This window comes from Streptomyces sp. NPDC008079 (assembly GCF_042957385.1).
GTDB lineage: Bacteria > Actinomycetota > Actinomycetes > Streptomycetales > Streptomycetaceae > Actinacidiphila.
The window spans coordinates 251,206-274,332 of record NZ_JBIBIC010000001.1; the positions used below are offsets into that span (position 1 = coordinate 251,206).

General features: G+C 71.9%; 17 protein-coding genes. 4 read left to right on the forward strand and 13 right to left on the reverse strand.

Annotated features, from left to right (window positions below):
- Positions 1 to 255: 255 nt before the first annotated feature.
- The gene (locus tag ACFZAM_RS00995) at positions 256 to 1,080 is read left to right on the forward strand and encodes a phosphotransferase (protein WP_391041775.1); all 825 of its coding nucleotides are present in this window, start codon (positions 256 to 258) and stop codon (positions 1,078 to 1,080) included.
- Positions 1,081 to 1,170: 90 nt separating this feature from the next.
- Here the strand turns inward: ACFZAM_RS00995 and ACFZAM_RS01000 are convergent, their stop codons facing one another.
- A complete protein-coding gene (locus ACFZAM_RS01000; RefSeq protein WP_355339819.1) occupies positions 1,171 to 3,357 on the reverse strand; it encodes an MMPL family transporter in 2,187 nt (728 codons plus the stop codon).
- Between the two features lie 336 nt (positions 3,358 to 3,693).
- Between ACFZAM_RS01000 and ACFZAM_RS01005 the strand changes: the two genes are divergently transcribed.
- Positions 3,694 to 4,272, forward strand: a complete 579-nt coding sequence (locus tag ACFZAM_RS01005; RefSeq protein WP_391041776.1) for a TetR family transcriptional regulator — start codon at positions 3,694 to 3,696, stop codon at positions 4,270 to 4,272.
- Positions 4,273 to 4,391: 119 nt separating this feature from the next.
- Here the strand turns inward: ACFZAM_RS01005 and ACFZAM_RS01010 are convergent, their stop codons facing one another.
- The 8 genes from ACFZAM_RS01010 to ACFZAM_RS01045 form a co-directional block, all read right to left on the reverse strand.
- Positions 4,392 to 5,147 carry a spermidine synthase gene (locus ACFZAM_RS01010; protein ID WP_391041778.1) on the reverse strand — a complete coding sequence of 252 codons (756 nt, stop codon included), beginning with the start codon at positions 5,145 to 5,147 and terminating at the stop codon, positions 4,392 to 4,394.
- A 140-nt stretch (positions 5,148 to 5,287) separates the two neighbouring features.
- Positions 5,288 to 6,145, reverse strand: a complete 858-nt coding sequence (locus ACFZAM_RS01015; protein ID WP_355339810.1) for an NAD(P)-dependent oxidoreductase — start codon at positions 6,143 to 6,145, stop codon at positions 5,288 to 5,290.
- Between the two features lie 11 nt (positions 6,146 to 6,156).
- A complete protein-coding gene (locus ACFZAM_RS01020; protein WP_391041780.1) occupies positions 6,157 to 8,382 on the reverse strand; it encodes an FAD-dependent oxidoreductase in 2,226 nt (741 codons plus the stop codon).
- Between the two features lie 38 nt (positions 8,383 to 8,420).
- On the reverse strand, positions 8,421 to 10,718 hold the full coding sequence (locus ACFZAM_RS01025; RefSeq protein ID WP_391041782.1) for a hypothetical protein: 2,298 nt from the start codon (positions 10,716 to 10,718) through the stop codon (positions 8,421 to 8,423).
- Positions 10,719 to 10,783: 65 nt separating this feature from the next.
- A complete protein-coding gene (locus ACFZAM_RS01030) occupies positions 10,784 to 11,674 on the reverse strand; it encodes a carbohydrate ABC transporter permease (RefSeq protein WP_355339801.1) in 891 nt (296 codons plus the stop codon).
- Complete coding sequence (locus ACFZAM_RS01035) at positions 11,671 to 12,621, reverse strand: ABC transporter permease subunit (protein ID WP_391041784.1); 951 nt, start codon at positions 12,619 to 12,621, stop codon at positions 11,671 to 11,673. Before ACFZAM_RS01035 ends, ACFZAM_RS01030 begins: the two co-directional genes overlap by 4 nt.
- A gap of 6 nt (positions 12,622 to 12,627) precedes the next feature.
- Positions 12,628 to 14,028 (reverse strand): extracellular solute-binding protein, encoded by a 1,401-nt coding sequence (locus tag ACFZAM_RS01040; RefSeq protein ID WP_391041786.1) that lies wholly within the window; start codon positions 14,026 to 14,028, stop codon positions 12,628 to 12,630.
- A gap of 129 nt (positions 14,029 to 14,157) precedes the next feature.
- Positions 14,158 to 15,165 (reverse strand): substrate-binding domain-containing protein, encoded by a 1,008-nt coding sequence (locus ACFZAM_RS01045; protein WP_391041788.1) that lies wholly within the window; start codon positions 15,163 to 15,165, stop codon positions 14,158 to 14,160.
- A 251-nt stretch (positions 15,166 to 15,416) separates the two neighbouring features.
- Here ACFZAM_RS01045 and ACFZAM_RS01050 point away from each other — a divergent pair, with 251 nt between their 5' ends.
- Positions 15,417 to 16,559, forward strand: a complete 1,143-nt coding sequence (locus tag ACFZAM_RS01050; protein ID WP_391041789.1) for an enolase C-terminal domain-like protein — start codon at positions 15,417 to 15,419, stop codon at positions 16,557 to 16,559.
- A gap of 37 nt (positions 16,560 to 16,596) precedes the next feature.
- Here ACFZAM_RS01050 and ACFZAM_RS01055 read toward each other — a convergent pair whose 3' ends face one another.
- On the reverse strand, positions 16,597 to 17,235 hold the full coding sequence (locus tag ACFZAM_RS01055; protein ID WP_391041790.1) for an NAD(P)-binding domain-containing protein: 639 nt from the start codon (positions 17,233 to 17,235) through the stop codon (positions 16,597 to 16,599).
- Between the two features lie 195 nt (positions 17,236 to 17,430).
- On the opposite strand from ACFZAM_RS01055, the gene ACFZAM_RS01060 reads away from it, so the two are divergent.
- Positions 17,431 to 17,889 carry a winged helix-turn-helix transcriptional regulator gene (locus ACFZAM_RS01060; RefSeq protein WP_391041792.1) on the forward strand — a complete coding sequence of 153 codons (459 nt, stop codon included), beginning with the start codon at positions 17,431 to 17,433 and terminating at the stop codon, positions 17,887 to 17,889.
- 103 nt (positions 17,890 to 17,992) lie between these two features.
- Here the strand turns inward: ACFZAM_RS01060 and ACFZAM_RS01065 are convergent, their stop codons facing one another.
- The 3 genes from ACFZAM_RS01065 to ACFZAM_RS01075 all read right to left on the reverse strand — a co-directional run bounded on the left by ACFZAM_RS01065 (position 17,993) and on the right by ACFZAM_RS01075 (position 22,970).
- Complete coding sequence (locus ACFZAM_RS01065) at positions 17,993 to 18,967, reverse strand: aldo/keto reductase (RefSeq protein ID WP_391041793.1); 975 nt, start codon at positions 18,965 to 18,967, stop codon at positions 17,993 to 17,995.
- Between the two features lie 47 nt (positions 18,968 to 19,014).
- A complete protein-coding gene (locus ACFZAM_RS01070; RefSeq protein WP_355339778.1) occupies positions 19,015 to 19,878 on the reverse strand; it encodes an aldo/keto reductase in 864 nt (287 codons plus the stop codon).
- A 128-nt stretch (positions 19,879 to 20,006) separates the two neighbouring features.
- Entirely contained in the window at positions 20,007 to 22,970 is a 2,964-nt protein-coding gene (locus tag ACFZAM_RS01075; protein WP_391041796.1) for a glycoside hydrolase family 3 C-terminal domain-containing protein, read from the reverse strand.
- Positions 22,971 to 23,127: the final 157 nt, after the last annotated feature.

Sequence of the window (23,127 nt, forward strand, 5' to 3'; positions counted from 1 at the left end):
CATGCCGGCGCCGTCACCGGAGGCTTTTGCGAGGCGGAGCGCTTGGTGGAAGTACCGCTGCGCGAGGCCCTGCGCGTCGGAGTCGTACGCGCAGATCCCGGCGACCGCGACCAGGCCGCCCACCGTCGTGCCGAATTGCGATCACGAGTGGGTCGGATGGTCGGGCAAGATTCGCTGCCGGAAGTGCGGGGCGACGCAGTAGCGTGTTCGGCCCCGAAGCGGTCGCCTCGGGGACCTTTCGTCGGAGGTGCCCGGATGCCACGTACCGAATGGGACGCGCTGCCGTCCGCCGTACGGGTAGCGGTGGGCGGGTACGTGGGGGCGGTGACGGGTTGGGTGCCGGTGGCGGAGGGGCTGACGTGCCAGACCGCCGCCGTACTGGCCACCGCGGACGGGCGGGTGTTCGTCAAGGGCGTTCCGGTCTCGGACACGGACGGGGTTGTCGGCCAGGACTGGGAAGTCGCGGCGAATCCGCTGGTCGCCGGGGTGGCACCGTTGTTGCTGGCCCGGGTGACGGTCGCCGGGTGGGATGTGCTGGTATTCGAGTACATCGACGGTCGGCACGCCGACCTCACCCCGGGCTCCGCCGACACGGCACTGGTCGCGCGGGCGCTGGCGCGTATGCAGGAGGTGACCGCGGACGGCTTGGCGCCGCGGTTGGGTGACCGCTACGCGCACGTTCTGTCGGATGACGAGCAACTGCTGCTGGCCGGGGACGCGTTGCTGCACACGGATACCAATCCCCACAATCTGCTGATCGGCGCGAGCGGCGCGCGCGTCGTGGACTGGGCCATGGTCGCTTCCGGGCCCGCCTGGGTGGACGTGGCGCTCACCGCGGTGCGGTTGATGGAAGCCGGTTGGCCGGACGAGGCCGCTGTGGCCTGGGCCGGGCGGTTCCCGTCCTGGCGGAGCGCCGACCCCGTGGCCGTGGCCGCGCTCGTCGCGGGCGTCTGCCGGGACTGGGAAGCACGTCTCGGACCCGACGCCGCGCGGCCGAGCAACTTGCGGTATCAGGCGCTGCTCGGCACTGCGGCGGGAACGCGGGCTCGGCGTTTCGCTCGGGACGACGGTGTGGGGTGAGCCGGCCGTCGGCTCGGTCTGAACCGCGGAGCGGCCGGGGTCAGGGCGGGCCAGGTCAGGGCGGGTCAGGTCAGGTCAGGGAGGGTCAGGTCAGGTCAGGCGGCCGGATTTCAGTTCGTGTTCGAGGCGTTGGCCCTCGATGTCGGGGTCGGGGATGTATGTGGAGAACCACTGGGGGTGGTACCAGACCTTGGAGCGGACGATGGCGAGGACGGCGGGGACGAGGGTGAGGCGGACGACGAAGGCGTCGAGGAAGACGCCCGCGGCGAAGCTGAAGCCGATGGCCTTGATGGTGGGGTCGTCGGTGAACATGAAGGCGACGAAGATGAAGAACATGATGAGGGCCGCGGCGGTGACGACGCGGGCGGACAGGCCGGTGCCGCGCTGCACGGCCCGGCGGGCGTCGCCGTTCTTCGTGTACTCCTCCTTGATGCGGGAGACGACGAAGACCTCGTAGTCGCTGGACAGGCCGAAGATGATGGCCAGCATGATGATCGGCAGGAAGCTGATCGTCTCGGTCGGCGTGATGCCGAAGATCCGCTGGCCCCAGCCCCATTGGAAGGTCGCCACCTGGGCGCCGAGGGCCGCGGCCATCGACAGCAGGAAGCCGAGGATGGACTTGATCGGCACCAGGATGGTGCGGAAGGCGAAGGTCAGCAGGATGAAGGCCAGGCCGACCACGACGATCAGGAAGACCGGCAGCGCGCTGGACAGTTTGGCCGAGACGTCGATGTTGGAGGCCGTGGTGCCGCCGACGAGGATGTCGGTGCCGGTCTGACCTTCGAGCTGCTGCCGGTCGTCGCGCAGGGTGTGCACGAGGTCGGCGGTGGCGGGGTCGTTCGGCCCGGTCTTGGGGATCACGCGGATCAGCGAGACCCCGTTCTTGGAGGCCAGCGGCGTCACCTTGACGACGCCCGGCACCTTGGTGAGCCGCGCCGCGATGGCCGCGGTGTCCGCCGGGCTGCTGGTGTTCTGCGCGACGATCAGCAGCGCGCCGTTGAAACCGGCGCCGAAGCCCTCGGTGGTGAGGTCGTACGCCTTGCGCTGTGTGGTGCTCTTCGGCTGGGAGGCGCTGCTGGGCAGGCCGAGCCGGATGTCGAGGGCGGGGATGGCCAGCACGCCGAGCAGGGCGACGCCGCCGATCAGTACGAGGATGCGGTGGCGTACGACGAAGCGGGCCCAGCGGGCGCCGTTGGGGCTGTCCGGGTCGGCGGCCGAACGGCGGGCGACCCGCTCCGCGCGGGCGCCGAGCCAGGGCAGCCGGGTGAATGTGGCGACCTTGGTCCCGGCGAAGCCGAGCATCGCGGGCAGCAGGGTCAGCGCGATGAGCAGCGCGACGGCGACCGAGGCGGCGGCGGCCAGACCCATGACGGTGAGGAACGGGATGCCGACGACGGTGAGCCCGCACAGCGCGATGATCACGGTGAGCGCGGCGAAGACGACGGAGCTGCCCGCCGTGCCCATGGCCAGCGGCACGGACTCCTCGGGCGTCATGCCGTTGAGCAGGTTCGTACGGTGCCGGGACAGGATGAACAGGCCGTAGTCGATGCCGCAGGAGAGCCCGAGCATCAGCGCGACGGTGGTGGAGGCCGAGGCGATGGTGACCACGGACGCGACGGCCGTGATGGCCATCAGCGTGGTGACGACGCCGATGATCGCGCCCAGGATCGGCATGCCCGCCGCGGCGAACGCCCCGAAGGTGATCATCAGGATGAAGAAGGCGACGATCAGGCCGATGAGTTCGGGCAGCTCGGAGATCACCTGCCGCCAGCCCGGATAGACGCTGCCGTTGTACTCGACCTGGACGCCGTCCGCCCGTACGGGCTTCATCGCGTCGTTGAACAGGTCGAGGTTGGCGTCCTTGACGTCGGTGGCCGCCGCCGACCACTGCACCTGGCCGAGCGCGATCTTGTCGTCCTGCGAGACGAGCTTGCCCTGGAACGGGTCGACGACGTTGGAGACCTGAGGGACCGTCCGCAGCTTGGTCATGGCCGACTCGATCACCTTCATGGTGGCCGGGTCGGTGACCTTCCTGCTGCCCTGGGTCGTCGCGAAGACGATCGTGCTCTGGCCGCCGCTGAAGGCGGGCAGCTTGGCGGACAGGACGTCGGACGCGTTCTGCGCCTCGGTGCCAGGGATCGTGAAGTTGTCGTTGGTCTTCCCGCCGCTGATCTGGGCGGCGGCGATGGCGACCACGGCCGCCACCAGCCACAACGCCAGGACCAGCCGTCGGCGCCGGAAGGCGAGCCGGGCGAGTCGGTACAAATAGCTTGACATGGGTACATATCTCCACGGCCGGTTCGGGTAGCGCACGCCGAGCCTGACGTTAAGCATTCACTAGCCGCAGGTCAAGTAAATCGCTTGCCAACGTAAGGTGAGTCGCTGGACATCGGCAGGTGAGTCACTAGTCTTTGGCTGGCGAGTGACCGGGCCTCGGCCGGTGATACGGCACGCCCGCGACCCAGCCCCCGGCCGGTGAGACGGGCCGCCCACGACCGGCCCGCGACCGGCCCGCGAGGGGCCCGTGACCCGCCGGACGACCGGCTTCCGGGCCCCCGGCGGCTTGTATGCTGCGGTGCGGTCCTCGCGGCCCACGAAGGAGGAGCAAGAACCATGCCGACGCCTGCCAAGGGCATGTCCACCCGTGCGGCGCAGGCCGAGCAGACCAGGCAGCAGATCCTGGACACCGCCCAGCGGCTCTTCCTCGAACTCGGCTACAACGCCACCTCGCTCCAGATGATCGCCGACGAGCTGGGCCTGACGAAGGCCGCCGTCTACTACCACTTCCGCGCGAAGGGCGACATCCTGCACGCGGCGATGCAGCCCGGCATGCGCCGGATGGAGACGCTGCTGGACGACGCCGACGCGATGCGCGGCCGGCGGGCGCGCATCGAGCACGTGGTCAACGGCTTCGCAGAATTCCTCGTCACCAACCGGCACTACGCCGTGATGGCCTCCACCGATCCGGACGCGCGGCACACCACCAAGAACCACGAAGAGGTGGCCGCACTGCACCGGCGCGGCCTCACCCTCTTCTACGGCGAGCAGCCGACACCCGCCGAACGCATCGCCTACAGCACCGCCCTCCTCGCCCCGGAGACCCTGCCGCTCCTCGCCGACCTCTCCGACGAGGAGCTGGGGGAAGCGCTACGGACGACGATGCTGCGGATTCTGCGGGTGCCGAGGTCGTAGCGCCCGCACGTCGGTCCGCGCAGGTGCGCGAGCCGGAGTTCCAGGACCGTGTGGTCGCCGAGACCCGCGCTTTCCCGACCACGGTGCCCACTTGACGGTCCGTCAGCACGGCGCCGACGTCAGGACGCCGTGCGCGCCACGTAGATCGTGTTGGTCGCCTCGCCGTCCTGGAGCGGGTTGGGGAAGGTGACGACGTGGGCCTCGGCCGTGGCGAAGGTCTCACGGAGGGTGGCGGTGAAGGGGTCGTCCGGCGGGTCGTTGGACCACAGGGCGAAGACGCCGCCGGGGCGGAGGTGGGCGGCCAGCCGCCGCAGGCCGTCCGGGCGGTAGAGGGCGGCGTGCCGGGGGTGGAGGACGTGGGCGGGCGAGTGGTCGACGTCCAGGAGCACGGCGTGGAAGCGGCGGCCGGGCGTCTCGGGGTCGAGCCCGTCGGCGTCGGCGGCCAGGGCGAAGAAGTCGCCGTGCACGAAGCGGCAGCGCGGGTCGGCCGTCAACTCCGCGCCCAGCGGGACCAGATGCTCCCGGTGCCAGCCGATCACCTCGGCGAGCGCGTCGATGACGACCAGCGACCGTACGCGCGCGTCCTCCAGCGCCGCGCGCGCGGTGTAGCCGAGGCCGAGCCCGCCGACGGCGACATCCGCGTACGAGTCCCCTCCATCGTCCCCGTCCCCATCCCCGTCCCCGTCCGGGAGTTCGGCCAGGCCGAGCCGGGACAGCGCGATCTCACCGGCGGTGAACAGGCTCGACATCAGGAACTCGTCGCCGAGTTTGACCTCGTGCACGTCCTCGCCGGTCGCCACGTCCCGCCGTCGCCGCAGGCTGATCTCGCCCATCGGCGTCGGACGCCAGTCGATCTCCTCGAAGCGACGGCTCACGTGCTTTTCCTCCGGCCAGACGGCAGCGTTGTACGGGCCAAGGTAGCGGCCCGCGCGGCCTCCGCCTCACCAGCCGTCAACCGCGGGGCCGACCGGGCGCCGCCCGGGGGCCGCCCGGGGGCCGTCCGGCCGGTGTCACCTCACCCGTCGATCAGGCGTTCCGCCGTGAACCCGAACAGCCGCCGCGCCGCCGCCGTGTCGACCGGTGCCGTACGGCCGGGCAGCGGACGCAGTACGCGGGTCGTCGGGTGGAAGCGGCGCATCAACTCCTCGGTGGGGAAGGGCACCAGGATCTCGGGCGCGCACACGTGCACGACATGCGCGCCGGGTTGCGTCACCCGCAGGGCCAGCAGCGCGGCCCGCGCCGCGTCGCCGACCTCCAGATACGTCCACAAGTCCCGCGCGCCGTACGCCGGTTGCTCGGTGACCAGCGCCGCGTGCGCCCGCAGCCGCTCCTCGAAGCCGCCGACGTACGGGTAGCGCAGGCAGACCACGCTCATGGCGTGCCGACGCGCCATCATGGCGGCGGTCACCTCGTCCACCTGCTTGGACAGCCCGTACGGGTCCTCGACCTGGCCGGGCATGGCGGCGTCCACGGGGACGTACGGCGGGTGCGGGGCGGGGTCGCCGGTCCAGGGCAGTCCCGTGACCCCCCACGAACTGGCCAGTGCCACGTGCCGCACCCCGGCCCGCCCGGCCTCCTCCAGTACGGAGAAGGTGGCGAGCGTGTTGCCGCTGAACACCTCCTGCGGCGTGTTGCGTTCGGGCGTCGGGATCGCCGCCAGGTGGACGACCGCGTCGGCGCCGTCCAGGGACCTGCGGACGGTCTCCGGGTCGGCCGCGTCGCCGGTCACGACCAGCCGCGCGCCGAGCCGGCCCAGGTCGCCGGGGTCGTCGAGGACCAGCGCGTTCGCCTCGACGCCGCGCTCGGCGAGCAGCGCGAGGACCGCCCGCCCGATCCGCCCGGCCGCCCCGGTGACCAGCACCCTTGTGACCACCGCCAACTCCCTTACCTGTAGGCCCGTACGGCGACGACGTGCGCGGACGCGGCGCCGTTGGTCGCCTCGACGACGATCCGTACCGCGCGGGCGGTGACCGGCTCCTCCAGGACGTGGACCCGACGGCGGCGCCGGTTGGCCGTCACGCGGTCCACCACCCGCCAGTCGGCCCCGGCCGCGTCGCGCACCTCCACCCGATAGTCCCGTACCAGCGTCGGGAGCGTGTCGAAGGGGGTCCTGTGGTGGTGCAGATTGATCAGGTCCTCGTTGACGTCGTCGTCCGCGACGACCTCGATCCGGCGCAGCGCGACCGGCTCGTCCCACGCCAACTCCAGCCATTCCCGCGCGCCTTCGCGCACCGGCTCCGAGACCCACAGGTGCGGGCCCGCGTACGGCCGGGCGTATCCGTCGACCGCCTTGGCGGGCGCGAACGCGGCCGTCTCCCCCGCCCGCAGGCAGAAGGTCCGCCGCAGCAGGCCGGAGTCCGTCCACTCGCGCAGCGGCTGCGGCGACTCGTCCTGCGGTCGCAGCGGCACCCGCGTGAAGCACAGCACGCCGGGCGTCGGCCGGTCGGCGACGCGCAGCGCGAGCGCCGGGTCGGCGCGGACGACGACGAAGGCGTTGCGCGGGGTGTCCGGCGCCCACTCCAGGCCGGTCTTGACCCACTGGCCGCGCCCGGCGGCGACCGGGACCGACACCGAGCCGACCAGGCGGCGCGGCACATAGTTCTGCCCCAGCTCCGGGTCGTACAGCTCGACGGTCAGCACGGTGTCGCGCTCGGCGTCCAGCAGCAGTTCGAGGCCGGTGAGCGCGGGGTCGGCCGGGAGGACGAGGCCCGCGTCGGCGGTCAGCGGCCAGGTGGCGTCGGAGGTCTCGACGGTCAGGTCCGCCAGGGTGCTGGACGCCGTCGTCGTCGCCCGCAGCGCCAGGTCGTCCGGGTCGTCGGAGGCCAGCCCGATCACCGAGGCGTCCTCGCGGAGCAACGCTCGGTGCAGCGACGCCACTTCCAGCTCGCGCGGGGAGATCCCGGCGTCCGCGCACAGCGCCGCCGCCGTGCCCGCCGCCTGCCCGATCGTCGCGCAGGTGGCCATCACCCGCGTCGAGCCGAAGGCCACGTGGCTGGCGGAGATGTTCCGCCCGGCGAAGAGCAGATTGGCGGTGTTCACCGAGTACAGGCTGCGGTACGGGATGTGGTAAATGCCGTCCGCGTAGCGCTGTTTGGCGCCCGCCTCGGTGGCGTACATGCCCTGCGGCGGGTGCAGGTCGATGGACCAGCCGCCGAAGGCGACGCGGTCGGCGAATTCGGTCTGGCCGAGGATGTCGCCCTGGTGGAGGACGTAGTCGCCGAGGAAGCGGCGGTATTCGCGCTTGCCGGGCAGCGAGCCGACCCACTCCAGCGTCATGGTCTCGGCGTCGAACTCGCCGGAGTTCTTGATGTGGTCCCAGATGCCGTAGATGACCGACCACAGCTCGTCGCGGATGCGCTCGTTGTCGTGGACGGTGTCCAGTTCGCCGCCGAACTCGATCCACCAGTACGCGCAGCCGTTGTCGCCCGCCTTGATGATGCGGCGCTGCGGGATGGACGTCGTGGTGATGTCCTTGGCGAAGTCCGGCGGCACGTACTTGACGGGGCGGCCGGCGTCCTTGGTGTAGAACAGCAGCGTCGAGCCGAGCGTGATGTCGTCGGCGGTCTCGGGCGCCCACGGCTCGTCGTACTCCGCGCGCGCCTCGCGGCCGATGCGGTGCCTGGCCCCGGCCAGGTAGCCGATCAGGCCGTCGCCGGTGCAGTCGAGGAACACCTCGCTCTCGAAGCGGACGCGCCGCTCGGAGCCCATGGTCCAGCCGGTCAGCGCGGTGATCCGGCGCGCGTCGTCGGGACCCTCGGCGTCGACCTCGCGCACATCGGTGTTGAGGTACAGCGTGATGTTGGGCTCGGCGCGCACGGCGTCGAGCACCACGGTGTCCCAGTAGTACGGGTTCCCGTCCGGGTTGCGGTACTGGTTCTCGACGAACAGCTCGCCCATGATGCCGCCCTCGCGGGCGTGGTGGTTCTTGCCGTGCCCGGTGGCACCGCAGACCCACACGCGGACCTCGCTGCTCGAATTGCCGCCGAGCACCGGCCTGTTGTTGACCAGCGCCACGGTCCGGCCCAGCCGGGCGGCGGCGACGGCCGCGCAGACCCCGGCCAGGCCGCCGCCGACGACGGTGATGTCGTGCCGTGCGGTGTCGTTCCTCATGACGTCCTCATGACTCTTCTCGGCCCCTCATGACGTGCTTACTTCCAGTCGGGGTTGGCGGCGAGGCCGTAGTAGACGCGCGGCGCTCCGTCCAGGGTGAGCGTGACCTTCCCGCCGGCCGCGTTCAACGTCCGCTCCTCGCCGACGCAGTTGAGTTCCCGCACCGTCCCGGCCACGGTCCCGGAGTGCGCGACGACCTGCGTCTTCGTCGGCCACGGGTCGGTCCACGGCTCGGGCGAGGCGTACCAGGAGTCGGCGCCGTGGTCGGCGTTGAGGACGTAGCCGTCCTTGCGGGTCCACAGGATCGACACCGGGCCCGAGGGCGTGGTGAACAGCAGCCCCTTCACGTCCGCGTCGGCGAAGACCAACGGCCGTACGTACGTGGCCTGGTCGAGGACGCGCGCGGCCGTCGCGTACGCCAGCAGCGACGGCTTGGCGCTGGTGTCGCGGTGCATCATGCCGCAGTGGAACTCGACGTTGTCCGGGTCGGCCTCCTGCGGGTGGTGGATCGTCGAGTCGTGCAACTGGTACCAGTTGACGCCGCGCACGCCCTCGGACTTGGCCAGCGCCAGGCTCAGCAGCACGTTCTCGGCGGCGTGCCGGTAGGTGTCCTGCCACCAGGAGTTGGGCTTGGTGGGGGCGTACGCCTCGGACATCCACAGCTCCTTCGGCCCGTACTCGGCGATGATCTCCTTGGCCTTGCGCAGCGCGCCGAGGAAGTTCCAGTAGGTGCCGGTGGTGCCCTCCACCCAGTCGTCGGGCGAAGGGGCGTAGTCGGGGGTGAAGTTGCCGCGCCCCGGGTGGAAGGCGAAGGCGTCGATGAGGTCCCAGCCGCCCGCCTGCTGGAACTTCTCGGTCCACACGTAGTCCATGCCGCCGAGGCCCGCGTTCATGACCTTCATCGTGGAACCGGCCGCCGCCAGCCGGTCGGTGACCTGCTTCAGCCCGTCGCTGATGTACGCCTCGACGCCCCGGCCCTCCATCCAGGGGGCGTTCACCTCGTTGCCGACCTCGAAGTACTCCGCGGCGGCGGCGGTCGCCTTCGCGGTGTTGGTGTCGGCCCAGGCGGCGATCTGGTCCGCGCTGCCGCCGATCGGGATACCGCTCAGCTCCACGTTGTGGTGGATGCCGTGGGCGTCGAGGGTCGCGGTGTCAATGCCGGGCGCGCCCGCGTAGGCGATCCTGATCCGCTTCACGCCGATCAGCTTCAGCAGCGCCAGCACGTCGGCCTGGCTCGGCTTGAGCAGCCAGGGGTAGTTGGCGAGGCCGAACATCGACTCGCCGCCCGCCTGGTAGGCGAAGTCGGGCAGCACCGACAGGTTGGTCCTGGCGAGCGCGGAGTCGGCGCCGCTCACGGCGCTGACCTCGGTGAAGACGATGCCGTGCGCGGGGGCGGCGACCGGGAAGGAGGCGTCCCAGGCGGTGCCCGCGGCGACGGTCTGCGAGACGGTGCCGCCGGCGATCTGCGTGCCCGCGAAGTCCCGCGCCCACCACGTCACGGTGACCGGCTTGGCCGCCGAACCGCCGTTGACCACCTGCGCCTTGAGCGTCATCGTCTGCCCGGCGGTCTTGTAGAGGTTGAACGGCTGGTCGGTCCACACCTCCACGCCCAGCGGCCTGCCCGCCGCCAGCACCCCGGCGCCGCGCGGGCGCAGCCCGCCGAGGACGAAGTCCACCGTCGTGGCGGCGGTGTCCGTGCCCGTAGCGGCGCCGGGGGTGTGCAGCCATGTGGCCGTCGTATAGGTGGAGTTGCTGGCGTCCAGGCAGAAGGAGCCCCGGGTGTCGGACCAGGTCTCGGTGTACGCGGCGCCCGCGTTGACCTCGTACGGGATGCCGCCGCGCGGGTCCTTCGTCCAGGTGGTCAGCGCCTCGTACGACTCGGCCGCGCTCGGCGTCTGGACGGTGCGGGCGACCATGAAGCCGGTGGGCGTCAGGGTGGTGGAGCCGCCGACCTCCCAGGACATGTGGGCCTTGTGCGCGGTGACGTCGAAGGTGCCGCGCACCGTGACGCCGGACGCGCCGCTGCCCATGGTGTACGTGATCCGCACGGCGGGGCGGCCGTCGGGCAGCGTGACCTGCGTCGGCGTGCCGCCGTAGGTGCGCTGCTGGCCGAGGACGCTGTCCTTGATCATGAAGTGGCTGATCAGGACGCGGGCGGTGCCCGAGCCGTCGCTGATCAGGACGCTGCCGTCGCTCTGGCCGACGAGCGTGATGCCGTCGGCGGAGACGGTGACCGCGCCCGCGGCGTGCGCGTTCTGGGCGGCGACGGCCGGGAGCAGCGCAGCCCCGGTGGCGACGGCCGTGCCCTGGAGGAATGTACGGCGTGCGACTGGCATGGAGGTGCCTCTCTCTTGTCCCGAAGAGAAGGTGCGTGGATGAAGCGGGGGGGGTGCGGGCCTACTCAGCCCTTGACGCCGGTGAAGCCGAGCCCGGCGACGATGTACTTCTGGCCGACGGCGAAGAACAGGATCGGCGGCGCGACGGCGAGCACCATGGCCGCGATGAGCTGGTCCTGCGGTGCCTGGGTGGCGAGTTGGGCGAGGGCGACGCTGATCGGCTGCTTCTCCGGATCGGTGAGCGCGACCAGCGGCCAGATGAAGTCCTTCCAACTGTGCATGACCGCGAGGAGGCTGATCACGGCGAGCACCGGCCTGCTCATCGGCAGCACGATCCTGGTGAGCAGTTGCCAGGTGTTGGCCCCGTCGACCCGTGCCGCGTCGAAGAGTTCCTTCGGCAGCGCGTCGAAGAACTGCTTGGCGAGCAGCACCGTGAAGCCGTTGGTCCCGGCGGGCAGCCAGATCGCCCAGTACGTGTCGCCGAGGTTGAGGTGCAGCAGCGGCAGGTCGATGACGGTCATGAAGAGGCTGACCATGTTCACCGTGTACGGCACGAACATCGTGGCCAGGATCGCGCCGTAGACGGCCTTGCCGAAGCGCGGCTTGAGGACCGACAGCGCGAAGCCCGCCGTCGCGGAGACGAAGAGCTGTACGAACCACGATCCGCCGACCACCAGGAAGGTGTTCATCAGATAGCGGCCGACGCTCAGGTCGGTGTACGCGGTGGCGAAGTTGCCCGGCCGCGGCCGGTCGGGCCACAACGCCAGCGGGTGGTTGGTGAGTTCGGTGGGCGCGGACACCGCGCCCTTGACCATCCAGTACAGCGGTCCGATGCCGATGAGCAGCAGCAGGATCAGTGTTAGCGCCTGGACGGAGCGGACGGCCGCCCGTACGCCGGGCCGCCGCCGGTCGTGGGCGGAGACGAAGGTGGTGAGGGATTCGCTCAGCAGGGTCATGACGTGCTCCAGCCGCGGGTGGCGCGCAGATACACCCCGGACAGCAGGCCCAGCGCGAGCACCATCAGGAAGGAGAGCGCGGCGGCCTGGCCGTACTCGCCGTCCTGGAAGGCGTAGCGGAAGATCAGCAGCAGTACGGTCAGCGTCGCGTTGTCGGGGCCGCCGCCGGTGAAGACGTACGGCTCGGTGAAGACCTGCACGGTGTTGATGAGCTGGACCAGCAGCAACAGGCCGATGACCGAGCGCAGTTGGGGCAGCATGATGTGCCAGATCCGGCGCCAGACGCCCGCGCCGTCCACCTCGGCGGCCTCGTACAGCTCGCCGGGGATGCCGACCATCGCGGCCAGGTAGATCAGCACGGCGCCGCCCATCCCGGCCCAGGTGGCCTCCAGGACCAGCGAGAGCATCGCGGTGTCGGAGGACTCCAGCCAGGTGTACGGGCCGAGGCCGACCTTGCCGAGCGCGGTATTGAACAGGCCGCTGCCCGGGTCGTAGAACCACTTCCACAGCAGGATCGCGACCACGGGCGGGATGACGACCGGCAGATAGACCAGGAAGCGGTACACCCCCGCGCCGCGCCGTACCGTCGACATCACCGCGGCCAGGATCAGCGGCGCGGGGAACCCGATCAGCAGACCGAGGCCGACGAAGAACAGGGTGTTGCCGACGGCGGTGCCGAGCAGCGGATCGTCGAAGACCGCGCGGAAGTTGTCGAAGCCGACCCAGACGGCGGGATCGACGAGATTGGTCCGCTGGAAGCTCAGCAGCAGGCTGCGGACGATCGGCCACCAGGCGAACAGCCCGAAGACCAGCACGGCCGGGAGCAGGAACAGCCAGGCCGTGATCTGCTTGCGCGCGGCGGTCCCGCCGCGGCGGCGGCCCGCGCTCCCCTTGGCGGGGGCGACGGGTGCGGGCGCGGCGCGCCGGGAGTGGGTGAGCAGGCTCATGAACGGCTACTTCTGGGTGGACTGGTCGGTGGCGAGCTTGGCGTTGACGTCCTTCTCCGCCTTCGCGAGCAGCGCGTCGACGTCCGCGCCGCGGTCGGTGAGCACCGCCTGCACGACCGGGTCGAGCGCGGTGTACAGCGTCTGCGCCTCGTACGGCGGCTCGGGCTTGAGGTCGAGCGTGCCCAGCCCCTGGGTGTACGGCGCGAAGTTGTCGAGCTCGACGTTCACGTACGGCTTGATCGCCGCGTTGATCTCGGTCTGCCGCGCGGTGTCGAAGACCGGCAACGTCGGTACGCCGACCGCCGACTTGGGGTCGGCCGCCAGCGCCTTGGCCTGGCCCGCGGCGGCTTCGGTGCTGTACTGCGGCTCGGCGTAGGCGAAGGTCAGCCACTTCACGGCGGCCGCCGCGTGCTTGGTGTCGGCGGACTTGGGCACCATGTAGATGTCGCCGCCGGTCAGGGTCGCGTTGCCGCCGGACTGCGGCATCGAGGCGACGCCGAAGTCGTCGGTGTTCTCCATGCCGAACTGCGTCTTGGCCAGCCGGTAGGTGCCGGGGCTGCCCATGAACATCCCGACCTGTCCGGCCGCGAACTGCTTGATGACGTCGTTCTGGTTGTTCAGCAGATTCCGGCCGAGCGAATTGTCGCTCCAGCGCATGTCCTTGAGCAGGCCGAGCGCCTTCTTCGTGGCCTCGCCGGTGAGGGTCGCGGTGTACGTGTCGCCCTGCCGCTGTTCGAGGTCGCCGCCGAACGCGTAGGAGAGCATGGCGAGTTGCCAGCCGCCCTGGTTGTCCTTGGACTCCTGGACGAAGCCCGCCCTGCCGGTCTTCGCGGCGATCGCCTTGGCGTCGGCGCGGACCTCGTCCCACGTCGTGGGCGGCTTGTCGGGGTCGAGCCCGGCGGCCTTGAACAGCGCGCGGTTGTAGACCAGGCCCTGGGCGTAAGGATTCTGCGGTACGCCGTAGACCTGGCCCGCGCTGTCGCTCAGCGGCTTGAGGACCTGCGGGTTGAACTCCTTGAAGTGGTCCCACGACTGGAGCTGGCCGCTGATCGACTGCACCTGCTTCTGCTGGATCAGCCGCTGCGGCTCGGTGAGCGGGACCTTGATGACGTCCTCGACGTTGCCGCCGGCGAGCTTGGCGGAGAAGGTCAGCGGGTCGAAGACGGTGGTGGAGCCCTTGACCTTGATGCCGGGGTTGGCCTTCTCGAAGTCGGCGACCTGCTGCTTGAAGAGGGTCAGCGCGGCCTTATCGGTGGCGGGCGGCATGCCCTGGACGCGGAGGGTGAGGTCGCCGCCGTCGCCGCCGCCGGACTTGCTCGGGGTGACGGCGGAACAGGCCGTGAGGGCCACGGACACGGCTATGGCGGTGCAGCCGAGCAGGGCCGCGTTACGGGATTGTCTGGACATTTCGTCTCCACGGAGGGCAGGGTGAGGTCGGTGCGGGGTGCCTTGCTGTGAATGGGGGGACGCGGTTCCCGGGGCGGGTCGCGCCGATGTGCGCCGTGGCGGCCGGTGGCCGCGGGTACGGCGGGTGACTCAGCGGCCCGGCGCGGGCCCGGTGGAGGCGCGGGGGACCAGCCGGGAGCCGATCTCCACGAAGGGGGTGGCCCGCGGGTCGGCGGGCACGTCGGCACGCGCCGCGCCGTGGCCCGCGATGGTCTCCAGGAGCAGGTCGGCCGCCCGGGTGGCGACCTCCTCCGGGTCGATCCTGATGGTGGTGAGGCTGGGGGTGGAGACGGACGCGAGCAGGGTGTCGTCGATGCCGATGACGCTGACGTCACCGGGCACGCTCACGCCGAGGCTCGCCATCTGGTGCAGGACGCCGAGGGCGACCAGGTCGTTGTGGGCGAGCACGGCCGTCGCGCCGTGCGCGGCGACCAGCGTGGCGGCCAGCACGCCGGTCTCGAACCGCGGCTCGTAGGGCCCGAGTTCGACGAAGGAGACGTCCTGCGCCTCGAAGGACTCGTGGATGGACTTGCCGCGGCTCAGCTCGTCCCGTGAGGCGTTGATGAACACGCACCGGCGGTGGCCGTACGCGCGCAGGTGCTCCACGGCCTGCGCGATCCCGGCCGACAGCGAGATCCGTACCTCGGGGATGCCGGGCACATGGCGGTTGACGACCACCAGCGGCATCTGGTCGGCCAGTTCGCCCAGCCGGTCCTCGGTGAGCGTGGACGCCCACAGCACCAGGCCGTCGACCCGCTTGGAGACCGCCGCGATCGTCTCCAGCTCATCGGCCTCGCGCTCGTCGCTGTCGGCGACCAGCACGGTGTAGCCGAGCCGCCGGGCGCGGGCCTGCATCGCCTTGACGATCGGCGGGAAGAACGGGTTGGCGATGTCGGGGATGATCAGCCCGAGCGTGCCCGTGCCGCCGCCGCGCAGGCTGCGCGCCGCCGGGTTCGGCGCGTAACCGAGCTTCGCCGCGGCCTCCAGGATGCGCTGCCGGGTCTTCGGCTGCACCTGGTCGGGCGCCGTGAAGGCGCGGGAGACCGTCGACACCGATACGCCCGCGGCGCTCGCCACCTCCCGGATCGTGATTGCCACGGACCGCCTCCTCGCGTCGCTGCTGCCGGATGCCGTGGATCCTTGCGAACGTTCCCGGAGGTGTCAAGAGTGTTACCGCAATGAAAATCTCCAGTGCAGCAGGGTCTTGCGGATCAGGGCGGTCCTTGCGGATGATGCGTTCTCAGCAAGCATGATGAAGTTGCGGGAACGTTTTCATAGCGGCTCACCGGCCGCGGACGGCGCCGCGCACAGTGCCTCACTCGCGGGGGCCTCACTCACGGAGGAGCGGGATGAAGATCACCGGCCTGGAAGTGCTGACCCTCCCCGACCACGGCGACAGCATGATGCTGGTGGTGGTCGACACCGACGAGGGCATCCACGGCCTGGGCGAGGTCGGCATCAGATCCCGGCAGCGGGCGGTCGCGGGCGGCCTCGAACACCTCGCGGAGCTGATCGTCGGCGAGGACCCGCGGCGCATAGAGCACCTGTGGCAGGTGATGTTCCGCCGCGGCTTCTTCCCCGCCGACCGCATCATCGGCGCCGCCATCGCCGCCGTGGACGTCGCCCTGTGGGACATCCGCGGCAAGGCGCTCGGCGTGCCGGTGCACGACCTGCTCGGCGGACGCGTACGGGACTGGGTCCCGGCGTACGTGCACGTCGGCGACGACTACCACGACCGCGAGCGATTCCTCGACCGCTGCCGGGAGTTGGTCGCCGAGGGCTGGCGGCATGTGCGCTTCTCCGCGCCGCACGACGTGGACGACGTCCTCGACGCCCGGCGCTGCCTGCGCGATTCGGTGAGCCTGTTCCACGCGGTGCGGGACGCGCTCGGCGACGAGATCGAGCTGATCCTGGACGTGCACACCCGGCTCGACCCGCCGGAGGCGGTCACCCTGTGCCGCGAGATCGAGGCGGCCCGCCCGTACTTCGTCGAGGACCCGCTGCGCAGCGAGAACCCCGAGAGCTACCGGATGCTGCGCGCGCGGACCGGCGTACCGCTGGCGGCGGGCGAACAGTACGGCTCCAAATGGGAGTTCAGGACCCTGATCGAGGAGGAGCTGATCGACTACGCCCGCGTCGACATCGGGGTGGCGGCCGGGCTGACCGAGGCGAAGAAGATCGCCGCGATGGCGGAGACCCACCACATCAAGCTCGCCACCCACAATCCGCTGGGCCCGGTCACCGCCGCGTCCTCGCTCCAACTCAACCTGGCCTGCCCGAATGTGGCGATCCAGGAGCACCAGACGGACCCCGAGCCCGCCATCGCCGCGCTCTTCCCCAGCCGCCCGGCCATCTCCCCCGGCCGCGTCACGCCGACCGACGCGCCGGGCCTCGGCGTCACCCTCGACCGCGACGCCGCCCGCGCCCACCGCGCCACGACGACCGAGCGGCCCCATCTGCGCACGCCGGACGGCGCCTTCACCAACTGGTAGAAGGATCAGGGCACTTCGGACGCGGATTCGGCGGGCGTTACGCGACCGGGGACGGGACGACCGGGACGGCCGCGTTGGGGTCGTGGCCCGCGAAGGCCAGGGTGATGACGAAGCCCGCGACCTCCTCGGCCTGGCGGGCCCGGTCCAGTCCGCCGAGGACGGCCGGGGTCGCGGCCACGTCCCGGACGAGGCGGGCGACCACGTCCAGCGCGGCCGGGTCGTCGCCGCAGATCGGGACGGTGACGGTGGGCCCGACGGGGTCGGTCCACTGGGTGGAGGGGAAGAGGTGGAACGCCTTGACCACATGCGCGCCGGGGGCGCGGGCGGCGACGCGCCCGGCCATGGACTCGGCGGGCCCCGTGAGCAGGACTCCGGCGCCGTGCGCCACCGCGTTCGTGGGGTCGATCAGCGGCGTCCCGGCCAGCAGTCCCTCGTCCGCGCCCGCCGCGCCCAGCATGTCCTCCGCGCCGTCCCAGGCGACGGCGAGCAGCACCGCGTCCCGCCCGCTGACGGCCGTCCGGGGCGCGACGGCCCGCGTGCCGCGGCCCAGCGCCTCGGCGAGCGCCGCCGCCTTGGCCGTCGAGCGCCCCGCGACCACCACCTCGTGCCCGGCGCGCAGCCAGCCCTCGCCCAGCGCCCGCGCCAGCGTTCCCGTACCGAGAATCCCGATCCGCATCCTTCGCTCCCTCGCCCGTGCCCTGTGCCGTGGCCCGCGCCGCGCCCGTGGCCTGTGCCGTGACCAGCGCCTTGACCCGCGCTGCGACCAGTCCCCGCCCGGCGCCGTGACCAGCGGCGATCGTCTGACGGATACGGTAGGGAAGCCGATACGCACCGGCCGGTGCGCGAGGGACGGACCATGATGGGTGGCGCGATGAGCCCTCACGAGAGCCCCGACGAGACGCGCGAGAGCCCCGGCGCGCACTGCTACGAACGGGTCGCCGACTGCCGGCTGCGCGCGGCCACCGACCTGTTCGCCCACACCTGGGACCCGGTCGTGCTCGCGGCGCTGCGCACGGGCCCGCGCCGCCGCCGCGCGCTGCGCGCCGCGATCGGCGGGATCAGCGACAAGGTCCTGACCGAGACGCTGCACCGACTGCTCGGGAACGGCCTGGTGGGCCGCCGGGCGTACGCGGAGGCGCCGCCGCGCGTCGAGTACGGGCTGACCGCGCTGGGCGAGAGCCTGGTCGACGGCCCGATGCGGGCGCTCGGCCGCTGGGCCCTCGACCACGGCGACGAACTCCTCGACGCCCAGGAGGCGGCGCATACGGCGACGCATGCAGCGTCGCATACGGCGGCGCGCGAAGCGGCGCGGGGCGCCGAGGAGTGGTGAGCAGTCGGTGAGCGGTGATGAGCAGTGTGTCGCGGTGGCTCGCCGGGGTTCACGGTTGCTCGCCGTGGCTCGCGGTGGCTCGCCGTGGTGAGGCGACAGCCCGCTACGACGCGTAGAAGTTCCGCTGCCAGCGGTGCTTGGCGAGGATCGCGAGCTGCTCGTCGGTCAGCGGCGTCCCGTCGCTGACCGCGGTGTTGCGCTCGACATTGCGCACCGACCGCATGCCGGGGATGACGGTGGAGACGGCCGGCGCGCTGAGGACGTAGCGCAGGGCGGTCTCGGCGATGGCGTCGGGGGCGATGCCCAGGTCGTCCACGATCGCCCGGACGCGCTGCTCGACCTGGGCCGGGCGGTCGCCGCGGAAGTAGCGGTTGCGGAAGTCGCCCTCGGGGAAGGTCGTACCGGCCGTGACCGCGCCGGTCAGACCGCCCTCGTCGAGCGCGACGCGGACGATCACGCCGACGCCGTGCTCCTGGCAGGCGGGCAGCAGCGATTCGGCGGGCGTCTGCTCGAAGATGTTGTAGATGACCTGGACGGTGTCCACGACACCGCTGCGGACCAGCGCCAGCGAGTTGTCCGTCTCGTGGTCGTTGATCGAGACGCCGAACAGCCGGATCTTGCCCTGCTGCTTGAGGTCGGCGACGGTCTCCAGCCAGTCGCCCCTGCCGACCCACTCGTCCCGCCAGACGTGGAACTGGAGCACGTCGAAGTGGTCGAGGCCGCTGGCGCGCAGGCTGGTCTCCAGGCTGGCGCGGATGTGCTCGCCGGAGAACGCCTCTTCCGCGGTCACCCCGGCGGGCGCGGGCCATGTGCCGTTGCCCGGCGGGACCTTGGTGGCGACCAGGATCTCGTCACCGGCCGCCGCCCGCTCGCGGACGACCCGGCCGACGATGCGCTCGCTCTCGCCGTAGCCGCGGGCGGTGTCGATGAGGTTCACGCCGAGGTCGACGGCCCGGTGCAGGGCGCGCACCGACTCGTCCTCGGTCGCGCCCACCCACGCCCCCTCGCCGATGCCCCAGGCGCCGTAGCCGATCTCCGACACGGACAGGCCGCTGCGGCCCAGTTCGCGGTAACGCACAGACTTCCTCTTCTCGGGTTGCGGAATGCGAAGGCGCGGGCGGACCGTCAGCCGGCGGCGCTGAGCCGGGCGATCTCGTCGGCGTCCAGGGTGAGTTCGGCGGCGGCGACCGAGTCGCGGATGGTCTCGGGGCGGCTGGAGCCGGGGATCGGGACGACGACCGGGGACAGCGCGAGCAGCCAGGCCAGGCAGACCTGCTGCGGGCTGACGCCGTGCGCGGCGGCGACCTTGGCGAACTCCCCGTAGGAGGAGCCGAGTTCACCGGCGTGGGCGATACCGCCGAGCGGGCTCCACGGCAGGAAGGCGATGCCCAGCTCGTCGCAGAGCGTCAACTCCGGCTCGCTGGAGCGATACGCGGGCGAGAACTGGTTCTGCACCGACACCAGGCGCCCGCCCAGGATCTCCTGGGACAGCCGGATACGGTCCGGGCTCGCGTTGGAGATGCCCGCCATCCGGATCTTGCCCGCGTCCAGCAGCTCGGCGAGCGCGCCCACCGACTCCTCGTACGGCACGGCGGGGTCGGGCCGGTGGAACTGGTAGAGGCCGATCGCCTCGACCCCGAGCCGCCGCAGCGACGCCTCGCAGGCCGCCTTGATGTGCTCGGGCCTGCCGTCCAGCGTCCACGAACCGTCGCCCGGCCGCAGGTGGCCGCCCTTGGTCGCGACCAGCACGCCGTCGCTGTCGCCGCCGTACGAGGCCAGCGCCTTCGCGATCAGCGACTCGTTGTGCCCGACCTCGTCGGCGTGCCAGTGGTACGCGTCCGCGGTGTCGATCAGGGTCACCCCGGCGTCGAGCGCCGCGTGGATCGTCGCGACGGAACGTGCCTCCTCCGGGCGCCCCTCGATCGACATGGGCATCCCGCCCAGCCCGATCGCGCTGACCTCGACGGCACCGATACGACGGCTCTGCATGGTTTCGCGCCTCTCTCATTCCACCTACGACGACAACGGACCTCCAGCTTCACCCGTCGGGCGGGCAGTCGTCCAATAGAAGAAAGCGAACGAATTAAGAAGCGCGGCCGTTCAATGCGCGCCGTGGCTCATTCCGCGAAGGTGAACCCGGCCAGCAGCGCGTCTCCGGTCAGTGTCCAGGTCAGCGTGTGCGGGCCGGGGCCGGGCGGGGCGGACAGCGGCGCGGTCAGCTCCGTCCAGGTGTGCCGGTCGGCGGTCGGCGGCGGGGTGAAGGCGGCCAGCGGCGCGCCGTCGCAGCGCAGCTCGATCCGGGACGGTACGGCGCAGGACCCGCCCTCGGCCGCCGGACGGCTGACCTCGACCGCGACCGTACGCGCCCCGGTCAGGCCGACGTCCCGGAAGACGGCGGTGGCCGGTTCCCCCGGCGCCGCGGGGCCGACCGCGTCACCGGAGACGGGGCCCGCGTCCAGCAGCCGCAGCCCCGTACAGGCGTCGAAGTCCACGGCCGCCACGCGCACTCCGACCGCCGTACGGGGAGCGGGAGTCGGGCCGGTGACCTCCAGCCGGGCGGTCGCGGCGACGTCTTGGACCCCGCGCGCCACGAGGACGTCGTACGCGCCCGGGTCCACGGTGAAGGCGCCGGTCCCGACGTCCCAGTGCGCGAGCGCGTCGGCGGGCACCTCGACGCTCACCTCGCGCCGCTCGCCCGGCGCGAGCCGCACCTTGCGGAAGGCGGCGAGCCGCAGCAGCGGCGCGTCGTAACGGGCGTCCACCGCACGGGTGTAGAGCTGCACGGTCTCGGTGCCCGCGCGCTCCCCGGTGTTGACGACGGTCACCGTCGCCGTCACCGGCTCGCCCGGCGCGATCCGCGCCGCCGACAGCCGCAGGTCCTCGTAGCCGAACGTGGTGTACGACAGGCCGTGCCCGAACCCGTAGAGCGCGGGCGCCCGGTGGTACTGGTACGTCCAGCCCGCCGTGATGATGTCGTAGTCCAGCGGCGGCGGGAGCGGGTCGCCGCCGCGGTACCAGGTCTGCGGCAGCCGCCCGGTCGGCTCGCTCGCGCCGAGCAGCACCGCCGCCAGCGCCCGGCCGCTCTCCTGCCCGCCGTGCGCGGTCCACAGCACCGCGGGCACCCGCTCCTGCGCCCAGTCGAGCGCGTACGGATAACTGCTGGTCACGACCAGTACGGTGCGCGGCTGCGCGGCGGCGACCGCCCGCAGCAGCGCGTCCTGGGCGGGCGGCAGGTCGGTGTCGGGGCGGTCCTGCGTCTCACGGCCGTTGATCAGCGGGTCGTTGCCGAGGACGACGACGGCGGTGTCGGCCGCCGCGGCGGCGGCCCGCGCCTGCGCGATCCCGTCGCGTACGACCGTACGGCGCCAACTCTCTGCCTCCGCGGGGGTGTCGGCGCTCACCGTCACGCGCCCGGTCGCCCCGTCCACGGCCGCGTACCGGCCGCTGTGCATATGCCGCAGCAGCTCCGTACCGTCCGCCCGCTCCTCGATGCGGAAGGTCTCCTGGACGTCCCAGCCGTTGGGCAGCGTCTGATCCGCCGTCAACACTCTTTGCTCGGAAGCGTTTTCGTCGCCGTCGCTGGGAACACCTCCGTCGCGCGCGGTCAGATAGCGGCCGGTGCGGGCGCTGCGCAGGGTCAGCACACCGCCGCCCCAGTCGAAGACGTCGAAGCAGAAGTCGTCGGCCGGGACTTCGGCCGCCGGGGCCGCGAGCAGCAGCGGGCCCGCCGGGTCGGCGGCGGGCACCGACAGCGCGCCGTCCGACGAGGTGGCGTGCAGGGCGATCCGGTCGACGCCCTCGACCACGGCGGTCACCTCGTCGCCGCGCGCGGCCAGCGCGGCCGTCAGCCCGTCGGCGGCCGTGATCCGGTACGGCATCGTGCCGCTGTACCAGTCCTCGAAGAGGGTGCCCGCTAGCGGCCCGATCACCGCGACCTTGTGCCGTACCCCCGCGACCGGCTCCAGCGGCAGCGTCCCGTCGTTCTTCAGCAGCACCACCGCCTCCGTGGCCGCGCGCAGGGCGAGTTCGCGGTGCGCGGGCGAGTCGACGGCGTCCCAGCCGATGGCCGCGTACGGGTCGCGCTCCGGGTCGAACTCGCCGAGCCGGAAGCGGATCGCGAGCTGCCGCCGTACCGCGCGCGTCACGTCGTCCTCGTCGATCAGCCCGCGCCGCAGCGCCTCCTGGAGGCGGCCGACGGTGACGGCGGAGTCCTCGCCGTGGTCGGTGAAACTGTCGACCCCGGCGCGCAGCGCCGCCGCGTGCGACTCGGCGTGGTCGGTGAAGTAGTGCTCGGGGTCGACCAGATTGCTCGGCGCCTCGGCGTCGCTGACCACGAACAGCTCGTGCCCGGTGGGCGCTGCCCAGCGCCGCAGCTCCGACTCGATCAGCGGACTGACGTGGCAGGGACGGCCGTTGACCAGGTTGTACGCGAGCATCGCGCCGGTCGCGGCGCCCGAGGCGACGGCTGGGCGGAAGGCGGCGAGGTCGTACTCGTGCAGCACGCGCGGGCGCAGCCCCGAGGAGGTGACGCAGCGGTCGTCCTCGTTGTTGTAGGCGAGGAAGTGCTTGAGGATCGGCGCCGTGCGCAGGTGCTCGGGGTCGTCGCCCGCCATGCCCCGGCAGTAGGCGTCGCCCAGGCGCGCGGTGAGCAGCGGGTCCTCCGCGTAGCCCTCCTCGTTGCGCCCCCAGCGCGGGTCGCGGAGCAGATTCACCACCGGCGCCCACGCCTGGAGGCTGATCGGCCCGGCGCCGATGGGTGCGGCCCTGTGGTGGTGGAAGGCGCGCTGCTCGACGGAGACGGCCGTCGCGACCGCGTGCGTCAGCTCCTCGTCCCAGGTGGCGCCCAGGCCCACGGCCTGCGGAAAGGTGGTGGCGGTGCCGAGCCACGCGACGCCGTGCAGCGCCTCGGTGCCGGTGCGGAAGGCGGCGATGCCCAGCCGGGGCACGGCCGGGGCGTACTGGTGCAGCAGCGCCACGCGTTCGTCGGGGGTGAGCCTGCCGAGCAGGTCCTCGACCCGTTCGCGCAGCGGCAGTTCCGCGTCGCGGAAGGACGGCCGGTCGTGCACGGGCGTCGTACTCACTGAGGCAAACCCCTTGGGCCGGTGACGTGGTGAAGCGCTTCGCTGAAGCTGACACGCCGCCGACGAGGGTGTCAACGGGTCGCGCACAACCTCCGTCCGGCGCACCGCTGTCGAATTCATCGAACGCCCTGACCAGGGCGGCGATGATGTCCGCAGG

Bases quoted from the DNA above. Each gene is read 5' to 3' on its own strand.
- ACFZAM_RS01020 (WP_391041780.1), bottom strand. From the start codon at position 8,382: ATGAGGAACGACACCGCACGGCACGACATCACCGTCGTCGGCGGCGGC.
- ACFZAM_RS01025 (WP_391041782.1), bottom strand. From the start codon at position 10,718: ATGCCAGTCGCACGCCGTACATTCCTCCAGGGCACGGCCGTCGCCACC.
- ACFZAM_RS01035 (WP_391041784.1), bottom strand. From the start codon at position 12,621: ATGAGCCTGCTCACCCACTCCCGGCGCGCCGCGCCCGCACCCGTCGCC.
- ACFZAM_RS01005 (WP_391041776.1), top strand. From the start codon at position 3,694: ATGCCGACGCCTGCCAAGGGCATGTCCACCCGTGCGGCGCAGGCCGAG.
- ACFZAM_RS01040 (WP_391041786.1), bottom strand. From the start codon at position 14,028: ATGTCCAGACAATCCCGTAACGCGGCCCTGCTCGGCTGCACCGCCATA.
- ACFZAM_RS01060 (WP_391041792.1), top strand. From the start codon at position 17,431: ATGAGCCCTCACGAGAGCCCCGACGAGACGCGCGAGAGCCCCGGCGCG.
- ACFZAM_RS01000 (WP_355339819.1), bottom strand. From the start codon at position 3,357: ATGTCAAGCTATTTGTACCGACTCGCCCGGCTCGCCTTCCGGCGCCGA.
- ACFZAM_RS01030 (WP_355339801.1), bottom strand. From the start codon at position 11,674: ATGACCCTGCTGAGCGAATCCCTCACCACCTTCGTCTCCGCCCACGAC.
- ACFZAM_RS01070 (WP_355339778.1), bottom strand. From the start codon at position 19,878: ATGCAGAGCCGTCGTATCGGTGCCGTCGAGGTCAGCGCGATCGGGCTG.
- ACFZAM_RS00995 (WP_391041775.1), top strand. From the start codon at position 256: ATGCCACGTACCGAATGGGACGCGCTGCCGTCCGCCGTACGGGTAGCG.
- ACFZAM_RS01050 (WP_391041789.1), top strand. From the start codon at position 15,417: ATGAAGATCACCGGCCTGGAAGTGCTGACCCTCCCCGACCACGGCGAC.
- ACFZAM_RS01055 (WP_391041790.1), bottom strand. From the start codon at position 17,235: ATGCGGATCGGGATTCTCGGTACGGGAACGCTGGCGCGGGCGCTGGGC.